The following is an 18,426-nucleotide window of genomic DNA, read 5'->3' on the forward strand; positions in this document are numbered from 1 at the left end:
CGCCCGTTCAGTTCGTCGCAAGCTAACCCCGCTAAATCTCAAGCGGAGCGCTTTCAGGAACTTGCCGAGGTCTGCCACCGTCCCCGAGAAATGCAGGGGAACCGAGAGGCTTGAGCGGCGTTGATCGTGCAGATGGCAAGCGCAAAGCTCCTTGCGCTGTGTCACAAATGCAACATTTCGGTCAAGTTGGAGGCAGTTCGGCGACAGTGTGTCACACAACTGTATTTTTACGGGCCTAGTTGGCCCTCATCCGGGACCGTTCCCGCAGATGAGGGATTACCATGACTACCAAGACGATCGTACGCGCCAGCCTGTTGGCTGGAGTGGCCGTTTGCCTGTTCGGCAGCGTGCCAGCCATGGCTGCCGATGCACCTGCCGCGCCTGCCGCGCCCGAAGCCGAAGCGCCGGTTGACGAAATCGTCGTGACCGCGACCAAGCGCGAAACCAACTTGCAGGACACGCCGATTTCGATGGCGGTGCTGGGCAACGAAGCGCTCAAGGAGCGTCACGTCCAGAGCCTGATCGACCTTGGCGATGGCGCGATTCCGTCGCTGCGCATTTCCACTTTCGAAGCACGCCAGTCGGCGCTGACCATCGGCATCCGCGGCATCGTGCCGGGCGACGCCAACCAGCCCGCGCGCGAACAGGGCGTCGGCGTCTATATCGACGGCGTCTATCTTGGTCGTCAGCACGGCCTCAACGCCAGCCTGTTCGACGTGGAGCGTATCGAAGTGCTCAAGGGGCCGCAGGGCACCCTGTTCGGCCGCAACACCGAAGGCGGCGCGCTGTCGATCGTGACCAAGGCCCCCACCGGCGAATTCGGTGGCCGCGTGACCGCCGGGATCGGCAATTATGGCCAGTACAACAGCCAGTTGCACCTTGACCTGCCCGCGATCGCCAACATCGCGTTCAAGATCGATGGCGTGATCCAGCATCAGGATCCCACGATCAAGAACCCGCTGGCCGGCCAGGCCGGGTGGAACCAGTACCACCGCTATGGCGGCCGCGTGACCGCGCGCTGGAAGCCGGTTGATGGCCTGACCGTCGACCTGTCGTTCGACAAGAGCCGCGACGAGAACACTCCGTTCTACAGCCAGCTCGTCACCGTGAACCCGAGCGTGCTGCCCAAGCTGCCCTCGATCATCGACTATGGTTATGGTCGCGCGACCAGCGCCGACATCGGCGTGCCGCAGCAGCCCTCGGTCGACAAGACGCAAGGCTTCACCTCGACCATCAAGTACAAGGTTTCGCCCGCGCTTGAACTGCGCTCGATCACCGCATGGCGCACCGTCAGCGATGAGCAGTGGGACAACTCGGGCGGTGCACACCGTACCCCGGTGTTCAAGGCCAACACCGCGTTCAGCCGTTACAGCCTGTCCAACCTCGACCAGCGCCAGTTCAGCCAGGAACTGCAGGCCGTGGGCAGCTTCGACAAGATCGATTACGTGGCCGGCCTCTACTACTTCAGCGAACGCGCCAACGATGCGGCCCGAACGCCGAACACCAACCTGTGGAACGCCACGCTTACGGGTTACTCGATCATCGATCCGAGCACGTATGTGAGCGCGACCGTTGCTCGTGCATCGATCGCCTATGCCAAGAGCTATGCCGCGTACGGTCAGGCGACCTACAGCCCGATCGATCCGCTGCACATCACGCTGGGCGGACGCTACACCAAGGACAAGAAGAACGGCACGCTGTTCACCGTCAACGGTGCGGCCACCAACTTCACCTTCGACCAGAGCAACAGCCGCTTCGACCCGTTGGCGATCGTGGCGTTCGACGTGACGCGCGATGTCAACGTCTATGCCAAGTACTCGACCGGCTATCGCGCCGGCGGTGCCAGCTCGCGCTCGCTCAACTATCGCCAGTTCGGCCCGGAATCGGTCAAGTCGTATGAAGTGGGCATCAAGTCCGAGTTCCTTGATCGCAAGGTTCGCCTGAACCTGGCGGGCTACATCATGGATCGCAAGGACAGCCAGGTCGACTTCAACTTCTTCATCCCGCAGCCCAACGGTACGATCCGCAACACGCTGGAAACCGTGAACGCGGCTGGCATCACCAAGATCCGCGGTCTGGAAGCCGATCTGACGGTGAAGCCGATCAACAGCGTGTCGCTCGGTCTGTCGTACGCCTATACCTACACCCGGGTTCCGGCGGCCGAAAACACCGTGCAGGAAGCGCTGAACGGCGACGGCAAGCCGGTGTTCCAGGACGTATTCATCGTGTTCACGCCCAAGAACGCGCTCTCGGGCACGTTCGATTACAAGCTGCCCGTCGGCGGCGCCGGTGCCGAAGTGCGCCTGCACCTCGACGGCAACTACTCGGACCCGATGTACACCTTCGACAACGAGCCGGTGAAGAGCGACAAGAGCTTCATCGTCAACGCCCGCCTCAGCCTGGCGGACATCCAGATGAGCAATGGCGGCCAGAAGCTGACGGTGTCGGCATGGGCGCGCAACTTGTTCAACGAAGCGCACATCTATCGTCGCAGCGCGGCCAACGCGGCAACGCTGGGTGACTATGCCAACTACAACGCAGCCCGCACGTATGGTGTGGACGCGACGGTCAGCTTCTGATCGCAAGCGGGTGCAGGGAGGCGGTGCCGTTCGGCGCCGCTTCCCGGTCCGATGGAATGCAAAAGGGGCGACAGGTACATGCCTGTCGCCCCTTTTGTTTGTTCCGGATTGGCGCGGATCTTGGCGCTTTGGCGGCGCTGGGCCGGTTGTCCCTGCCGCCTCAGGCGGCGCGGCGGCTCGGCGTGATCAGGCGCTCGTAGCTGGCGAACAGTTCGCGGAAGTGATCGTCCATCGTGCGCGGCGCGGCGATCTCGGCGCGGGGGCCGGTCACCCCGGCAGCCCGGCCGACACAATATTCGACGATCGCCTGAGCAGCCGCTGCGGTATCGGCCGACTTGTAGATGAAGCCGTTGTTGGCGCGCGCCTGATCGGCCGCGCCGCCTTCGTCCGGCGCGATCAGCGGCAGACCGCTCGCACACGCCTCGGCGGCGACCATGCAGAACGTCTCCGCCTCGCACCCGTGCAGCAGGGCGTCGGCGCTGGCCATCAACCGGGCAAGGCCCGGACGGTCGGTGATCGGGGCAAGGATGCGCACGTGCGGGTTGCCGCCGATGCGCCGCTCGATCGCCTTGCGGTCGCGACCTTGCCCGGCGAGCACCAGCCCGACCGGCTGGCTGTTGCCAGCGGCAGCAACCGCATCGACCAGCATCGGCCAGCGCTTTTCCGGGGCGAAACGGCCGACACCGAGCAGCAACGTCGCATCCTCGGGCAGCTCGCAGCGTTCAAGCAATCCGCGCCGCAACGCCGGGTCGCGAAAACCGGGGGAGAACACGCCCGGATCGACGCCCATCGGGTTGGTCACGACACGGTGCAAACCACCGGTGGTCAGCCGCGCAGACAGCCCCGGGCTGGCGCTGACGATCATGTCATAAGACTGGTCAAGCTTGCGCAAATGGCGCCAATAGCGGTCGAACAGGCCGTCGATCGTGTCCCGCTTGGCCACCGGATCAAGCCAGCGATAGGCATAGGCCGACAGCGGGTCGGCGTGCATGATCAGCGCGCGCGGCGCCTTGCCGGGCCATTCGGCGATTACGCTGGCGCTGCGCCAGGGCGACGATGCCTCGACGAAATCGGGGTTTTCGCGATCGAGCGTGGCATAAAGCGCAGGGATGTCGCTGAAATAGCGGTAGTTGAAATCCAGCGGAAAGACCGTGGATTTCAGCCAGATGATCCGCGCGTTGGGGCCGCGTTCCTCAACATGATCGCGCTCGCCGGGGGCGATGACGACCACCTCGTGGCCCATGGCGGCCCCCGCCTTGAGCTTGCGATCCACGTAAGTGCGGACACCGCCGCCCTTGGGGGCGTAAAACGCGCAGACATCAACCAGCTTCATCGTGTGCCCTTGATCGGCCCGACCGAGAACAGCCCGTTACGGTAATTCATCACGATCCGCAACGTGGTGAGGCCGCTTCCGGCGCTGGCGGTCACGCTGCGGGCGGACGGCTTGGAAATGCCAAGGCTGGGATTGCCGGAAAAACCGATGCCATCGCGTGTCCAGTTGAACTTGCGATTACCATCGCGGTCATGCAGCACCGTGACAGCATAAGCGCCGGGACCGGGCAGGCGCACGCACAGGCGCGGGGTGGCGTCGGCCGGCATCGGCACTTCGACCCGGCGAAAGGTCTTGCCCGCCATCAACAGCACGTTGTCGTCGGCAAGGAAATCGGTGTCGTTGGCCGGATAGACTTCCAGCTTCAGTTTGCCGGTGTGATCCTTGACCCCGGCCACGTCGACCAGAAAGGCCGGCCCGGATTCGCCAGAACGACATTGCCCTTCGGCTTTGCCCAGTTCGGGGCCGGAAGGGATATAGGCGGCGGTCAGCAGCGGTAAGGCCACCACCAGCGCAGCCAGTCGTTTCATGCATTCTTCTCCTTCTGGATCAGATCGAGCAGCAGCATGGCGATGAACAGGATGACATGGGTCGCCACGATCAGCAGCGATATCATGGCGATCATGTCTCCGGTCTGAACTTCCTTGCCGGCCAGCAGCGTGGAGATTCCGGCGAATGTGATGTCCTTGTTGGGAATGAACGGCAGGCGGGCGACCAGCAGGCGTACGGTCGCGAACAGCAGCCACGGACCGATGGGCACTTCGGGCAGGATCAGGTGCCACGCCAGCGCCGACAAGCTGGTATTGGCCACGATGCGCGCGCAGTGGACGGCAAAGATGTACCACAATTGCGGCTTGGGCAGGCTGAGCAGCCCCTTGCGGAAGAACATGATCGCGATCGAGGTGACCAGCACGAACGCAATCGAGCCGAAGAAATAGAGCGAATTGTCGCCCAGCCCCAGATTGATGATCAGCGGCCAGGTGAAGGCCAGCATGATCACGGTAACGATGTTGCCGGCAAGAGCCGACAGGATCGCCACGTCCTTGACCGCGCCGAATGGCGAGGCGTCGATCTTTACATGCCGCCGCGCCCAGTCGTAGAAATAGACTTCACCGACATAGTTGATCGGCAGCAGTTCGTTGCCGATCATTTTCTTGAGCAGGGGAAAGATGCCCGTCGCGGGGATGCCCCAAAGGCGGCGGAAGATGACCCAGTCGGCGAACGGTCCTGCCAGATAGCTGGCGGCCAGCACGGTCCAGATCAGCGGCGAGGTGGGAATGATCGCCCAGACGCTGCCCCAGTCGAGCGCGCGCAGGCGGACCAGCACGGCCACCAGAATTGCCAGCGAGATCGCCGGGCCGACATAGGAACTCCACTTACGCAGCGCGCTTACCGTCGGTGCCGCTTCGGGAAGTGGCGGGGTCAGGGTCTCGGGGCCGGGGGCACTGCTCATGCGCGCGTCCCTGCCGTCGAAATGGTGGCGCCAAGATGGCCGCTGCCGGGGCCGGTTGAGTGGCTATCGCGCTGTGTCGTGGCGCAAGGCAGGGCGTTGGGCCGGTGAAAATCGGACATCGGCTTCCAGGTACTCCCTATCCCCATGCCGCAAGACCGGCCGTATCGATCGACCCCGCGCGGTGGCGAGCGTTTACGGGCGATTGCCGTGCAGGTCCAGCCTTCGCGAAGGGTTTGCCCCGCCTGAGCGTTGTCACCCGATAAACCGCCACCATTCCAGCCCATGCCAACGGGGTTGTGAAGCCCGGGTGAACAGAAGCGTGCAGCCATGGTCATCCGATCAGTTCGGCATAGCGGGCCGGGCGATGGCTGCGGGTAAACCGCACCAGGGTGCGATCGATGGAATCGAGCAATGCGGGCACGGTAGTGTCGCCAGGATGAACAGCGACCCTCACCGTGCGGGTAAGCGGCAGGGCGAGCCGGGCCAGCCGCGAAAACATCAGCGAACTGCGAATGCGCGCGGGGCTGCGGCTGGCCCAGGTAATCACTGGCCCGCGCGCCAGGACTGCTCCGCCGGTCGGTTGCCACACCTTCATGTGATCTTCGGCCAGCGCAAAGCCCGCTTCGCCCAGCGCCTGCAACGCGCCTTCGCCATAAAGCCAGGCCGGGGCGATGAAGCCTGCCACGCTCCGTCCGAGGATGTCCTCGAGCATCGCCTTGCCCTCGGTCATCCGCGCCAAGGCGGTGGCGTGGGGCAGGTTGAGGAACTCGCCTTCGCCGGCGGTCATGTGCTTGCCCTTGAACCCCGCCAGCCCGGCGGTGGCTGGGGTTTCGTCACGGTGACACCATCCATGCAGGAACATCTCGATGCCCTGATCGGCCCAGTCGCGCAAACGGGCATGGAACGCGGCGTTGTCGGCGATCGGCGCCTCACGCCAGTGGTCGGGGATGACCAGCATGGCAAAGTTGGGACCGCCCAGCCGGTGCGCAAGCGCGTCCGCCAATTGGTCCACCTGCCGTTCCGACCGGGGCGAAACATCGTGGATCGACACCAGCAGGCGTCTGGAAGGGTCAGGGGTGGTCATCTCGGTGCTCAGATGCCCGACTGTCGCACATGAGCGCAAGTTGCAACGCAAAAACGCATCACGGTGCGGCAAGCGTTTGCCGCGGGCCGCGCCCGCAGCCGGTCGAAATTGGTTGCCGGACTGGCTCAGGTCTATTGTCTATCCATTGAATTGAGATAGTCTTTTCGCTTCGGCCACGTGCGGCGACTCGCCTTGTTTGGCCGATGGTGATGCGGAGATCAGACCATGGCCGACGATTCGCGCCGCAGATCGAGCGGCAGCCCAATGATCCTTACCGTGCCGGGCCTCGGCAACAGCGGTCCGGGGCACTGGCAATCGCTGTGGGAGGCGATCCTGCCCGATTGTCACCGCGTCGATCTGGGACTGTGGGACGATCCCCACCGCAACACCTGGGTCAACAAGATCAACCTCGCCATCGCCCGAGCCGGGCGGCCAGTGGTCCTGGTGGCGCATTCGCTGGGGTGTCATGCGGTGGCGTGGTGGGCCGAATACGAACTGCGCGGCCAGCAACGCTTGTCCGGAGAAGCCGCGGAAAGCCCGGTGATCGGCGCACTGCTGGTCGCACCGCCCGATGTCGAGGAGCGACCGCTCGACCGTCGGCTGACCCGCTTTGCCCCGGTGCCGGGTGCCGAATTGCCGTTCCCCGCGATCGTCGTCGGCAGCCGCGACGATCCTTATGCCACGGTCGGTCAAGCGCGTCGCATGGCGCGCACGTGGGGCGCTCGCTTTGCCGATGCCGGTGGGATCGGCCATATCAACGCACAGTCGGGCATTGGGCCGTGGGCGTTCGGCCGTCTGTTGCTCAACCAGTTGCTGCCAGAGCCGCTGTCACTGGACGAGGGCGCCCGCGATGCCAACCTGGCGGCGGTCAATCCCGCGCCAGTCCGCATCGACCCTGCGCTCAGGCGGCTGGGGGCCTGACCAGCGGTTCGGCGATGCGCTGGGCCCGGTCGATGCGCCAGCCTCTGGCGCCATCGGCGTCGCGCCATTGCACCCCGGCTGTGTTCGGATCTTCCCAGCGCACCACGTCCATCGGTGCGCCCTCAAGCGCCAGCCAGGTGCCGTCGTCGGGAAACCGCGCCATGGTTGCAGCGGTTTGGGCCGCGCGCCACGCGCCAAGTGCGGCAACATGGGCCTCAAGCGCCAGATCACGCGCGCTCCAGTCGATCCAGGTGATCGGGTTGTCCTGACAATAGGCATTGTTGTTGCCTTGCTGGCTGCGCCCGAACTCGTCGCCAGCGGTCAGCATGATCGACCCGGCTGACAGGAACAGCGTACCCAGCAACGCCCGCGCATAGAGTTGTCTGCGCGCCTGTACGGCTGGGTCGGCGCTTGGCCCTTCGGCGCCGTTGTTCCAACTATGGTTGTCGCCATGGCCATCGCGGTTGTCCTCGCCATTTGCCCAATTGTGGCGATGGGCGAAGGCCAGCATGTCGGCCAGTGTGAAGCCATCGTGCGCGGCGACGAAGTTGATCGAGCGGCAGGCATGGTCGGCGCAAGGTCCGAACAGATCGGCCGATCCGGCCATGCGCGTCGCAAGTGCACCGATGCCGACCGCACCATCGTTGACCGCACCGTCGTGGACCGGGCCTTCACCGCGCCAGAACCGGCGTACGTCGTCGCGGAACACGTCGTTCCATTCTAGCCAGTTTTCGGGAAAGCGCCCCAACTGATAGCCTTGCGGTCCGATATCCCATGGCTCGGCGATCAGCACCCGGTCGGCGAGCCACGGGTCGGCGGCGATTTCGGCAAAGATCGGTGCCTGCGCGTCAAAGCCCGGCCCGCGCGCCAGTACCGGGGCCAGATCGAAGCGGAAGCCGTCGACCCCGCAATGCCGCACGAAGTGGCGCAAGGCATCAATGGTCAACACGCGCACCGCCGGATTGGCGAAGTCCAGCGTGTTGCCGCAGCCGGTATCGTTGATCAGCGTGCCGTCGGGCGCATGGGCGTAGGCACCGTTGTCGAGCCCGCGCAGGCTGATGACCGGGCCGAGCACATCGCTTTCGCCGGTGTGGTTGAACACCAGATCGAGCAGCACCCCGATCCCGGCCTCGCGCAGCTTTGCCACCGTTTCGCGCAGTTCGGCCACGCCACCGGGACATATGCGCGGATCGAGCGCCATCAGCGCCACCGGGTTGTAACCCCAGGCGTTGGTCAAGCCGAGTGCGGGCAGATGGCGCTCATCGATCCACGCCACGATCGGCATGAGTTCGATGGCGCTGACGTGCAACTTCCTGAAATGCGCGATCACCGCCGGATGCGCCAAGGCAGCGACTGTCCCGCGCAGCTCTGGCGGCACATCGGGGTGCAGCATGGTGAAGCCGCGGACGTTCAATTCATAGATCAACCCACCGGGCACGAACAGCGGCGGTTGCGGCGCCACCTCGGGCAGCGGCGGAGGGACGATTGCGCGCGGCACATGGCGTTCGGTATCCACCCCGAACGCCGACAGATCGGGATGGAAAGCGAAGCGCCTGTCCAACTCTATCGCGTGCGGGTCGACCAGCAGTTTGGCCGGATCGAACCACGATCCGCGCTCCGGAGCCCAGACGCCATCGGCGCGGAAGCCATAGCGAGCGCCGGACATGTCACCGGCCAGATCGAGCACCCAGTCCTGACCATCGCGCGTCATCGCGATGCGCTGCTCGCTCGTTCCGTCGAACAGGCACAGCCACACGCTTTCGGCACGCGGGGCGCGGACGCGGAAGTGTGTCCGATCCGGCCCCGCGATTGCCGTCATGTGATGACGCTGGGCTCGGTGCGGCCGGTGTGGCGCACGATGCCGGCCACCGCATCGGCCGCCGCGATCAGGTCGGCCAGCGCGTCGGGCGTTTCCTGATCGAGGTTGCCGTCGGCAGGCTCGTAGTTTTCGAGATAGACGCGCAAAGTCGCGCCTTCGGTACCGGTGCCCGAGAGGCGAAACACGATCCGCGATCCTCCCACGAACAGCACGCGCAAGCCCTGTTTCAGGCTGATCGAGCCATCAACCGGGTCGGTATAGCCAAAGCTGTCGGCGGTTTCGACCACCAGTGGCCCGAACGCCTTGCCCGGCAGGCTCGGCAGTGCGGCGGTCAGTTCACAGATCAGCGCATCGGCCACGTCGCTTGGCAGCGCTTCATAATCGTGGCGGGCGTAGTAGTTCCGGCCGTATTTGGTCCAGTGCTCGCGCGCCAATTGGTCAACGCTGATGCCGCGCACAGCCAGAATGTTGAGCCACAGCAGCACCGCCCACAGCCCGTCCTTTTCGCGGACGTGGTCCGATCCGGTCCCTGCGCTTTCCTCGCCGCAGATCGTGGCAAGGCCAGCGTCGAGCAAGGTGCCGAAGAACTTCCAGCCGGTCGGCGTTTCGTACAGCGGGATGCCAAGGCCTTCGGCCACGCGGTCGGCGGCGGCGCTGGTCGGCATCGAACGGGCAATGCCCTTGAGGCCTGCGGCATAGCCCGGCGCAAGGTGGGCATTGGCCGCCAGCATCGCCAGACTGTCGGACGGGGTCACGAAGCGGCCACGCCCGACGATCAGGTTGCGATCGCCATCGCCATCGGATGCCGCGCCGAAATCGGGCGCCGCGTCGCTGAACATCAGTTCGAACAGTTCGTGCGCATGGACCATGTTGGGATCGGGGTGGTGCCCGCCGAAGTCCTCAAGTGGCACGCCGTTCTTGACCGTGCCGGGGGCAAAGCCCAGCCGCCGTTCAAGGATTTCGACGCCATAGGGTCCGGTGACCGCGCTCATCGCATCGAAGCTCATCGTCAGGCCCTTGGCCACGGCGGCCCGGATCGCGGCGAAATCGAACAGCGTTTCCATCAGGTCAGCGTAGTCGGCGACCGAATCGATCACTTCGACAGTTAGCCCGGCGACTTCGGTCGAACCGATCGTGTCGAGGTCGACGTCCGCCGTTTCCACCGTCAGCCAGCGGTCGATGGTCTGGGTGCGGGCATAGATCGCGTCGGTCACGCCTTCGGGGGCGGGGCCACCGTTGGCGATGTTGTACTTGATGCCGAAGTCCTCGTCCGGCCCACCCGGATTGTGGCTGGCCGAGAGCACAAGGCCACCGCTGGCGCCGTACTTGCGGATCACGTTGCTGGCAGCAGGCGTCGACAGGATGCCGCCTTGCCCCACCAGCACGCGGCCATAGCCGTTGGCCGCCGCGATGCGGATGGCCTGTTGGATGACAGTGCGGTTGTGGTAACGCCCGTCGCCGCCGATCACCAGCGTGGTGCCCGGCTCGCGCTCGACCACATCGAACACCGCCTGGATGAAGTTCTCGGCATAGTTGGCTTGCGCGAAGACCTTGACCTTCTTGCGCAGGCCAGACGTGCCGGGCTTTTGTCCGGCATAGGGCGACGAGGGAACCGTGACGATCATTGAGCCTCCACCAGTCGGGCATAGAGCGCGGCATAGGCACGTCCGCTTTGGCCCCACGAAAAATCGGTTTTCATGCCAGCGCGCTGGATCTGGCGCCAGACTTCGGGCTGCCCGTGAAGGGCGACCGTCCGGCTGATCGCTTCGGCCAGCGCACCATAGTGCACGGCGTTGAATTGCACGCCAGTTGCTACACCGGCGTTAAGCGCGGCAAGATTTGCGTCGATGATCGTATCGGCAAGGCCGCCGGTACGATTGACCACCGGTACGCAGCCATAGGCAAGGCCATAAAGCTGGGTCAGCCCGCACGGTTCGAAGCGGCTGGGCACCAGAATGGCGTCGCCCCCGCCCTGCAACTGGTGCGACAGCGCTTCGTTATAACCGATGCGGATGCCCACGCGGCCGGGATGGCGTGCGGCAGCGGCGTGGAACTCGGTCTCCATCGCCTTGTCGCCCGATCCCAGCAGCGCCAGCCGCCCACCGATGCCGACCAGATGGTCGATGCATTCGAGCAGCACGTCCATGCCCTTCTGCCAGGTCAGGCGGCTGACCACCACGAACAGCGGCCCATCGCCTGGCTCAAGCCCGAAAACCTGTTCCAGCGCGCGCTTGTTGGCCCTCCGCTTGGGCAGCGTGCGGACGGAATAAGCTGCGGCGAGCGCCTTGTCGGCCTCAGGGTTCCAATCCGTATTGTCTATGCCGTTGACGATGCCGTGCACGCTGTCGCCCCGGCTCTGGATCAGCCCTTCCAGCCCCATGCCGAATTCGCGGGTGCGGATTTCACGGGCATACGTCGGGCTGACTGTAGTGACCGCCCACGCCGATTCCAGCCCCGCCTTCAGCAGCCCGACACCGCCGTGGTACTCAACCCCGCTGACCGACCAGGCTTCTGGCGGCAGGCCAAGGAAGGGGAAGATATCCGCGCCATAATGGCCCTGAAACGCCATGTTGTGGATCGTCATGACCGAGGGCACGGCCCGCTCGAAAGGGGCAAAGCGGATGTAGGCCGGGGTCAGCGCCGCCTGCCAGTCATGCGCGTGGACCAGATCGAACGCCAGTTTTGGCACCGCCCCTGTGGCAATGTCGGCCGCCGCGCGGCTGAACGCGGCAAAACGGCGCCAGTTGTCGGCCCAGTCCTGCCCCGAAACATCGCTGTATGGCCCGCCTTCGCGGTGAAACAGCCCCGGGGCATCGACCACCAGCAGCGGGTGGCCGCCGATGGTTCCGGCCAGCAGGCGTGCCGGTTCGCCCAGCAACGAATCCCACGAGTGCAGCACTTTGGGCTTGGCGCGCCCGGCAGGAAGAACCGCACGCAGCACCGCTGGATAACCCGGCAGCAGCGTGGTCATTGCCACGCCGTGCGGGGCTAGCGCGGCGGGCAGGGCGCCCGCCACATCGGCAAGGCCACCGGTCTTGATCAGCGGAACGGCCTCGGACGCGACCGAAAGCACCCGCAAGCGCGCACGGGCGGGCGGGTTGAGCGGTACATTCTCGCTCATGGCAGGGCGTCGATCATCGCCTTGGTGATCAGGCACACGCCGTTTTCGGTGCGGCGAAAGCGCTTTGCGTCAAGCACCGGGTCTTCGCCCACGACCAGCCCTTCGGGAATGCGCACGCCCGAATCGAGGATCACCCGCTTGAGCCGCGCGCTGCGCCCGATGTTGCAGTAAGGCAGGATCACCCCATCCTCGACTGACGAGAACGAGCCCATTTTCACCCCGGTGAACAGCAGGCTGCGCTTGGCCAATGCGCCCGAAACGATGCAGTCCTGGCTGATCAGCGACGAGATCGCCATGCCGCGCCGTCCATCCAGATCGTGCACGAACTTGGCCGGAGCGGCGACGATCTGGTCGGTCCAGATCGGCCAGTCGCGGTCATACATGTTGAGCTTGGGCACCGTGTCGGTCAGGTCGAGATTGGCGTCGAAATAGGCATCCAGAGTGCCCACATCGCGCCAGTATTCGCCGATTTCCTCGGCCGCGCGCACGCAGCTTTCGGTGAAGCGGTGGGCCACTGCCTTGCCGTGCTTGACGATGTAGGGGATGATGTCGCCGCCAAAGTCGCGGGTCGAGCCGGGCGTCGCCGCATCGCGCCGCAGCTGTTCGAACAGGAATTTCGTTTCGAACACATAGATGCCCATCGAGGCGAGCGAATGCGCGTCGTCACCGGGGATCGTCGGCGGATCGGCAGGCTTCTCGATGAAGTCGGTGATGATGCTCTGTTCATCGACCGCCATCACGCCGAACCCGGTCGCTTCGGCTTTGCTGACGACCAGACAGCCGATCGTCACGTCAGCGCCCGAATTGACGTGCTGGCGCAGCATCAGCTCGTAGTCCATCTTGTAGATGTGGTCGCCGGCAAGGATGACCATATAGCGCGGCGCATGGCTCTCGATGATGTCGATGTTCTGGTACACCGCGTCGGCGGTGCCTTCGTACCACTGGCTTTCCGAAACGCGCTGCGATGCGGGCAGGATGTCGAAGCTTTCGTTGCGTTCGGGCCGCAGGAAGTTCCACGCCCGGTTCATGTGGCGGATCAGCGAATGCGCCTTGTACTGCGTGGCCACGCCGATCCTGCGGATGCCCGAGTTGATCGCGTTCGACAGCGCAAAGTCGATGATCCGGCTGACCCCGCCGAAATAGACCGCCGGTTTGGCGCGGTTATCGGTCAATTCCTTCAGGCGGCTGCCGCGCCCTCCGGCAAGCACATAGGCCATGGCTTCGCGTGCCAGCGGTTGGCCGAAACTGTCCCTCATACCCTCTCTCCGGTCCCTTCGAAGATGAACATAACCGTTGCCAACGGTGGCAGCACGACCAGTGCCGCCCCGTCGATCGCCGTGATTCCCCCCAGGTTGCCCTGGCCCGATCCACCATAGAGGGCAGAGTCGCTATTGAGTAACTCGCGCCATTTGCCGTTGTGTGGCAGCGGCAGGCGATAGTGATCGTGCAGTGTCGGCGTCATGTTGCTGACGACGACGACGGGAGGCACGGCATCGGGCGATCCGGGCGCGCGGCGCACCCACGCGAACACGCTGGCGGCCATGTCATCGACCACCAGCCATTCGAAGCCTTCGACCTCGCAATCGCGCGCATGCAGCGCCGCGGTCTTGCGATAGGTGCGGTTCAGGTCGCGCACCCATGCCTGAATGCCCTGATGCGGGGCGTATTGCAGCATGTCCCAATCAAGCTCGCGCGCCTCGCTCCATTCGCGGCGCTGGGCAAACTCCTGCCCCATGAACAGCAGCTTCTTGCCCGGATAGCCCCACATCAACCCGTAATAGGCGCGCAACGAGGCGAACTTTTGCCAATCATCGCCGCTCATCTTGTGGAGCAGCGAGCCCTTGCCGTGGACCACCTCGTCATGGCTGAGCGGCAGCACGAAGTTTTCGGTAAAGGCGTACATCAGGCCGAAGGTGATGTCGTCGTGGTGATAGCGCCGGTGCGCCGCGTCGCGGCTCATGTACTTCAGCGTATCGTTCATGAAACCCATGTTCCACTTGAACCCGAAGCCAAGGCCGGTGCCTTGCGCATCGGGGGCAGGGGCGGGCAGGCAGACCCCCGGCCATGTGGTCGATTCCTCGGCCATCGTCAGGAACCCGTCCTGCGCCGCATGGACCGCGCGGTTCATGCCCTGCAGGAACGCCACCGCCTCCCAGTTCTCGCGACCGCCTTGCGCGTTGGGCAGCCACTGCCCGGCTGGCCGCGAATAGTCGCGGTGCAGCATCGAGGCCACGGCATCCACGCGCAGCCCGTCGACATGGTACTCTTCGGCCCAGAACAGCGCGTTGTTGACGAGGAAGCTTTCCACCTCGCGCCGCCCGAAGTTGTAGATCGCGGTGTTCCAGTCGGGGTGGAAGCCCAGCCGTGGATCCTGATGCTCGTACAGATGCGTGCCGTCGAACCGCGCAAGGCCATGCGCGTCGGTGGGGAAGTGCGCAGGCACCCAGTCGATCAGCACGCCAAGCCCGGCCTGATGCGCGCCATCGACGAACCGGGCGAACCCGTCTGGCCCGCCGAACCGAGCGCTGGGAGCGTAGAGCCCGGTAGTCTGATAGCCCCAAGACGGATCATAAGGGTGCTCGGACACCGGCAGAAACTCGATATGGGTGAACCCCATGTCGAGGCAGTAGGGGATCAGTCGGTCGGCCAGTTCGTCCCACGTGAAGAACTCGCGCCCGTCGTCCGGCTTGCGCCACGATCCGGCGTGGACTTCGTAGATCGTGATCGGCACCCGGCGCGGATCGACCTTGGCCCAATGCGCGCGGTGGGGGGCATCGTTCCAGTCGTCGCGCTTGCCCGGCTGCGCCACGATTGAGGCAGTGGCCGGGCGCAGCTCTGAAAAAAACGCATAAGGATCGGCCTTTAGGGGCTGGATCGTGCCATCGGGGCCGGTGATGCGGTACTTGTAGGCATTGCCGGTGCCGATGCCGGGGATGAAGATTTCCCACACGCCGATATCGGCACGCCGTCGCATCGGATGGAACCGGTGATCCCAGCCGTTGAAGTCACCCACCACGCTGACAAGTTGCGCGTTGGGCGCCCACACCGCGAAGTGCACGCCGCGCGCCCCCTGATGGTCGATCACGTGTGCGCCCAGCTTGTCGAACAGACGGAAATGCGCGCCCTTGGCGATCAGGAAGTCGTCCATCGGCCCCAGCACCGGGCCGAACGTGTAGGGATCACATACCTGCCATGCATGTTCGCCCGCACGGCAGCGATACGTCACCGGCTGCGGATCGCCCAGAACTTTGCCTTCGAACAGGCCGCGCGGATCGGTCCGTTCGAGCGTACCGAGCAACGTGCCGTCGAGCGCGTGCGCCTCGGCCAGCTCGGCTCCGGGCAGGAAGGCGCGGGCAAACGTGCCGCCGGGGCCGCGATGCAGCCCAAGCAGCGCAAACGGGTCGGCCTGCGTGCCCTCGAACAGGGCCTCGATGGCACGCGCCGGCGGTTTCATGGTGTGTTCTCAGACCCCCCAGATGTCGCGGGCATATTCGCTGATGGTGCGATCCGATGAAAACCATCCGACATTGGCGATGTTCCGTATCGCGCTGGCGCGCCATGCCGCCTGATCTTCCCAGCGCCGATCGATGCCGCGTTGCGCGGTGTGGTAGGCATCGAAATCGGCGGCGACCATGAACCAGTCGCTGTCATAGATGCCGCCCATCAGCGCCTTGTAGCGGTCGCGGTCATCGGGGCTGAACACGCCAGAGGCAATCGCGTTGATCGCCTGCTGCAACTCCTTCGACGCTTCGATGATCGCGCGCGGGTTGTAGCCATTGCCGCGCTGGTGGGCCACTTCGTCGGCGGTCAGGCCGAAGATCACGATGTTGTCGTCACCGACATGATCCTTGATCTCGATGTTGGCGCCATCGAGCGTGCCGATGGTCAGCGCGCCGTTGAGTGCGAACTTCATGTTGCCGGTGCCCGACGCTTCCATGCCTGCGGTCGAGATCTGCTCCGACAGGTCGGCTGCCGGAATGATCCGTTCGGCCAGCGTCACGTTGTAGTTGGGCACGAACACGACCTTGAGCAATCCGCCCACCGCAGGGTCGGAATTGACCCGCCGGGCGATATCGTTGGCCAGTTTGATCGTCAGCTTGGCGTTGTGATAGCTCGACGCTGCTTTGCCACCGAAGATCTTGACGCGCGGCACCCAGTCGCGTTCGGGGTGGCTGCGGATCTGGTCATACAGCGCAACCGTCTCGATCAGGTTGAGCAACTGCCGCTTGTATTCGTGGATGCGCTTGATCTGTACGTCGAACAGCGCATCGGGATCGAGCCGCACGCCGGTCAACTGCTTGAGATGGTTGGACAGCGCCACCTTGTTCGAGCGCTTCACCTCGGCGATGCGCTCGCCAAGATGCGCGTCATCAGCCAGCGCGTTGAGATCGGCCAGCTTGGTGGCGTCTTCCAGAAATTCGGGGCCGATGGCGTCCTTGATCACCGACACCAGACCCGGATTGCACTGCTGCAGCCAGCGGCGCGGGGTGACGCCGTTGGTCTTGTTGTTGATGCGCGTGGGATACAGCGCGTGCAGATCCGCAAAAACGGTGGTCTTCATCAGATCGGTGTGCAGCGCGGCGACGCCGTTGATGCTGTGCGCGCCGACGAAAGCCAGATTGGCCATGCGCACGCGGCGCTCGCCGTGTTCGTCGATCAGGCTGATCGCGGCGATCGCGGCATCGTTCAGTCCGGCCTTGCGCGCCTCGCGCAGCACCCGGCTGTTGATCGCATAGATGATCTGCATGTGGCGTGGCAGCAACCGCTCGAACAGCGGCAGAGGCCACGATTCCAGCGCCTCGGGCAGCAGGGTGTGGTTGGTGTAGCCGACGGTCTTTTTCGTCACCTCCCACGCTTCGTTGAACTCAAGTCCGTGGATATCGACCAGCAGCCGCATCAGTTCGGCCACGGCCACCGCCGGGTGGGTATCGTTGAGCTGGATCGCGGCCTTTTCATGCAGGGTGCGTACGTCACCGGCATATTGCGCGTGGCGGCGAACGATGTCCTGAATCGAGGCCGCGGTGAAGAAGTACTCCTGACGCAGCCGCAGTTCCTGTCCGGCAGCGGTCGAATCTGCCGGGTAAAGCACCCGCACCAGCGCATCGGCGCGCGCTTCTTCAAGCAGAGCACCAACGTGGTCGCCCGCGTTGAACGCATCGAGCCGGATCGGATCGAGCGCGGTTGCCGTCCACAGCCGCAGGGTGTTCACCCGCTTTCCGCGATAGCCGACCACCGGGGTGTCGACCGCGCTGGCTTCGACCTGCTCCGCCGGGCGCCATTCCACGCCATCGCCCTTGTCGACCACTTCGCCACCAAAGCCGATGCGATAGGCGCTTTCGCGGCGGTCGAATTCCCACGGGTTGCCATGGCTCAGCCAGGTTTCAGGCAGTTCGACCTGCCAGCCATCGTCGATACGCTGGCGGAACATGCCGTTCACATAGCGGATGCCATAGCCGTAAGCGGGGATGTCCAGACTGGCGAGGCTTTCCATGAAGCACGCCGCCAGACGGCCAAGGCCACCGTTGCCCAGCGCCGCGTCGGGCTCCAGTTCCTCAAGCGCGGCAAGATCGAACCCGTGCGCGGCCAGCGCCTTTTCCATCTCGCGCGTCAGGCCCATGTTGGACAGCGCATCGCGCAACAGGCGGCCGATCAGGAATTCTAGGCTGAGGTAATAGACCCGCTTGCCCTCGGCATCATATGTGCGCCGGGTCGATTCCATCCAGCGGTCGATCACCGCGTCGCGCAGCGTCAGCACCGCTGCTGTGAACCAGTCGTGCGGCTTTGCGGCGCGTTCGTCCTTGCCGACGCGATGGCGCAGCACGTCGATGATGTGGGCATCGATCTCGGCCGCTTTCGAGCCGGTGCTGAGAGGGGTGTCGAGGCTCATGGAACTGGCTCCCTTCGAATTCCCGGGCAGGGCGCACGGCTGAGCCGTCCGCAAAGCGGGTGGTTGTGCGCGCCCTTCATGGCCTGTTGCCGCCCGTGATTTTAACCCCCGGCGGCTTGTCTGCCCAATTCTCCCTGCACCATGACTAGGCCACACGCGTTAAAAACTTCAAGCGATGACCTGCGTCCGACACAAAAAAGTTGCCGCCACCGGCATGACCGGCAGCGGCTTC

12 protein-coding genes are annotated in these 18,426 nt (G+C 64.6%); 2 read left to right on the plus strand and 10 right to left on the minus strand.

What is annotated here, in order from left to right; translation table 11 throughout:
* Positions 1-281: 281 nt before the first annotated feature.
* Positions 282-2,579 (plus strand): TonB-dependent receptor, encoded by a 2,298-nt coding sequence (locus LDN95_RS03850; protein WP_226016322.1) that lies wholly within the window; start codon positions 282-284, stop codon positions 2,577-2,579.
* Positions 2,580-2,739: 160 nt separating this feature from the next.
* Here LDN95_RS03850 and LDN95_RS03855 read toward each other — a convergent pair whose 3' ends face one another.
* The 4 genes from LDN95_RS03855 to LDN95_RS03870 form a co-directional block, all read right to left on the minus strand.
* Positions 2,740-3,912, minus strand: coding sequence for a glycosyltransferase (locus LDN95_RS03855; protein ID WP_226016323.1), 1,173 nt, complete (start codon positions 3,910-3,912; stop codon positions 2,740-2,742).
* Positions 3,909-4,439, minus strand: a complete 531-nt coding sequence (locus LDN95_RS03860) for a DUF2141 domain-containing protein (RefSeq protein WP_226016324.1) — start codon at positions 4,437-4,439, stop codon at positions 3,909-3,911. The genes LDN95_RS03855 and LDN95_RS03860 overlap by 4 nt, the downstream gene beginning before the upstream one ends.
* Entirely contained in the window at positions 4,436-5,362 is a 927-nt protein-coding gene (locus LDN95_RS03865; RefSeq protein ID WP_226016325.1) for a hypothetical protein, read from the minus strand. Before LDN95_RS03865 ends, LDN95_RS03860 begins: the two co-directional genes overlap by 4 nt.
* Positions 5,363-5,693: 331 nt before the next feature.
* On the minus strand, positions 5,694-6,446 hold the full coding sequence (locus tag LDN95_RS03870; RefSeq protein ID WP_226016326.1) for a DUF2334 domain-containing protein: 753 nt from the start codon (positions 6,444-6,446) through the stop codon (positions 5,694-5,696).
* A gap of 225 nt (positions 6,447-6,671) precedes the next feature.
* Between LDN95_RS03870 and LDN95_RS03875 the strand changes: the two genes are divergently transcribed.
* Positions 6,672-7,367 carry an alpha/beta hydrolase gene (locus LDN95_RS03875; protein WP_226016327.1) on the plus strand — a complete coding sequence of 232 codons (696 nt, stop codon included), beginning with the start codon at positions 6,672-6,674 and terminating at the stop codon, positions 7,365-7,367.
* Here LDN95_RS03875 and glgX read toward each other — a convergent pair.
* Genes glgX through LDN95_RS03905 form a run of 6 tightly spaced genes read right to left on the minus strand, consistent with a single transcriptional unit; the run spans position 7,348 to position 18,194 of the window.
* Positions 7,348-9,186, minus strand: a complete 1,839-nt coding sequence (gene glgX / locus LDN95_RS03880) for a glycogen debranching protein GlgX (RefSeq protein ID WP_226016328.1) — start codon at positions 9,184-9,186, stop codon at positions 7,348-7,350. The genes LDN95_RS03875 and glgX overlap by 20 nt on opposite strands.
* Positions 9,183-10,811 carry an alpha-D-glucose phosphate-specific phosphoglucomutase gene (locus LDN95_RS03885; RefSeq protein ID WP_226016329.1) on the minus strand — a complete coding sequence of 543 codons (1,629 nt, stop codon included), beginning with the start codon at positions 10,809-10,811 and terminating at the stop codon, positions 9,183-9,185. The genes glgX and LDN95_RS03885 overlap by 4 nt, the downstream gene beginning before the upstream one ends.
* The gene (gene glgA, locus LDN95_RS03890) at positions 10,808-12,307 is read right to left on the minus strand and encodes a glycogen synthase GlgA (RefSeq protein WP_226016330.1); all 1,500 of its coding nucleotides are present in this window, start codon (positions 12,305-12,307) and stop codon (positions 10,808-10,810) included. Before glgA ends, LDN95_RS03885 begins: the two co-directional genes overlap by 4 nt.
* Positions 12,304-13,563 carry a glucose-1-phosphate adenylyltransferase gene (gene glgC / locus LDN95_RS03895; protein WP_226016331.1) on the minus strand — a complete coding sequence of 420 codons (1,260 nt, stop codon included), beginning with the start codon at positions 13,561-13,563 and terminating at the stop codon, positions 12,304-12,306. Before glgC ends, glgA begins: the two co-directional genes overlap by 4 nt.
* Positions 13,560-15,761, minus strand: coding sequence for a 1,4-alpha-glucan branching protein GlgB (gene glgB, locus LDN95_RS03900; RefSeq protein ID WP_226016332.1), 2,202 nt, complete (start codon positions 15,759-15,761; stop codon positions 13,560-13,562). The genes glgC and glgB overlap by 4 nt, the downstream gene beginning before the upstream one ends.
* Positions 15,762-15,770: 9 nt before the next feature.
* Positions 15,771-18,194 carry a glycogen/starch/alpha-glucan phosphorylase gene (locus tag LDN95_RS03905; RefSeq protein WP_226016333.1) on the minus strand — a complete coding sequence of 808 codons (2,424 nt, stop codon included), beginning with the start codon at positions 18,192-18,194 and terminating at the stop codon, positions 15,771-15,773.
* Between the last annotated feature and the right edge of the window lie 232 nt (positions 18,195-18,426).

Origin of the sequence: Novosphingobium sp. FKTRR1, assembly GCF_020404405.1 — a bacterium.
In the GTDB taxonomy this organism is placed as follows: domain Bacteria; phylum Pseudomonadota; class Alphaproteobacteria; order Sphingomonadales; family Sphingomonadaceae; genus Novosphingobium.

Excerpts from the sequence above, each read along its gene's own strand:
- LDN95_RS03850 (WP_226016322.1), top strand. The coding sequence starts at position 282 with ATGACTACCAAGACGATCGTACGCGCCAGCCTGTTGGCTGGAGTGGCC.
- LDN95_RS03855 (WP_226016323.1), bottom strand. The coding sequence starts at position 3,912 with ATGAAGCTGGTTGATGTCTGCGCGTTTTACGCCCCCAAGGGCGGCGGT.
- LDN95_RS03860 (WP_226016324.1), bottom strand. The coding sequence starts at position 4,439 with ATGAAACGACTGGCTGCGCTGGTGGTGGCCTTACCGCTGCTGACCGCC.
- LDN95_RS03865 (WP_226016325.1), bottom strand. The coding sequence starts at position 5,362 with ATGAGCAGTGCCCCCGGCCCCGAGACCCTGACCCCGCCACTTCCCGAA.
- LDN95_RS03870 (WP_226016326.1), bottom strand. The coding sequence starts at position 6,446 with ATGACCACCCCTGACCCTTCCAGACGCCTGCTGGTGTCGATCCACGAT.
- LDN95_RS03875 (WP_226016327.1), top strand. The coding sequence starts at position 6,672 with ATGGCCGACGATTCGCGCCGCAGATCGAGCGGCAGCCCAATGATCCTT.
- glgX (WP_226016328.1), bottom strand. The coding sequence starts at position 9,186 with ATGACGGCAATCGCGGGGCCGGATCGGACACACTTCCGCGTCCGCGCC.
- LDN95_RS03885 (WP_226016329.1), bottom strand. The coding sequence starts at position 10,811 with ATGATCGTCACGGTTCCCTCGTCGCCCTATGCCGGACAAAAGCCCGGC.
- glgA (WP_226016330.1), bottom strand. The coding sequence starts at position 12,307 with ATGAGCGAGAATGTACCGCTCAACCCGCCCGCCCGTGCGCGCTTGCGG.
- glgC (WP_226016331.1), bottom strand. The coding sequence starts at position 13,563 with ATGAGGGACAGTTTCGGCCAACCGCTGGCACGCGAAGCCATGGCCTAT.
- glgB (WP_226016332.1), bottom strand. The coding sequence starts at position 15,761 with ATGAAACCGCCGGCGCGTGCCATCGAGGCCCTGTTCGAGGGCACGCAG.
- LDN95_RS03905 (WP_226016333.1), bottom strand. The coding sequence starts at position 18,194 with ATGAGCCTCGACACCCCTCTCAGCACCGGCTCGAAAGCGGCCGAGATC.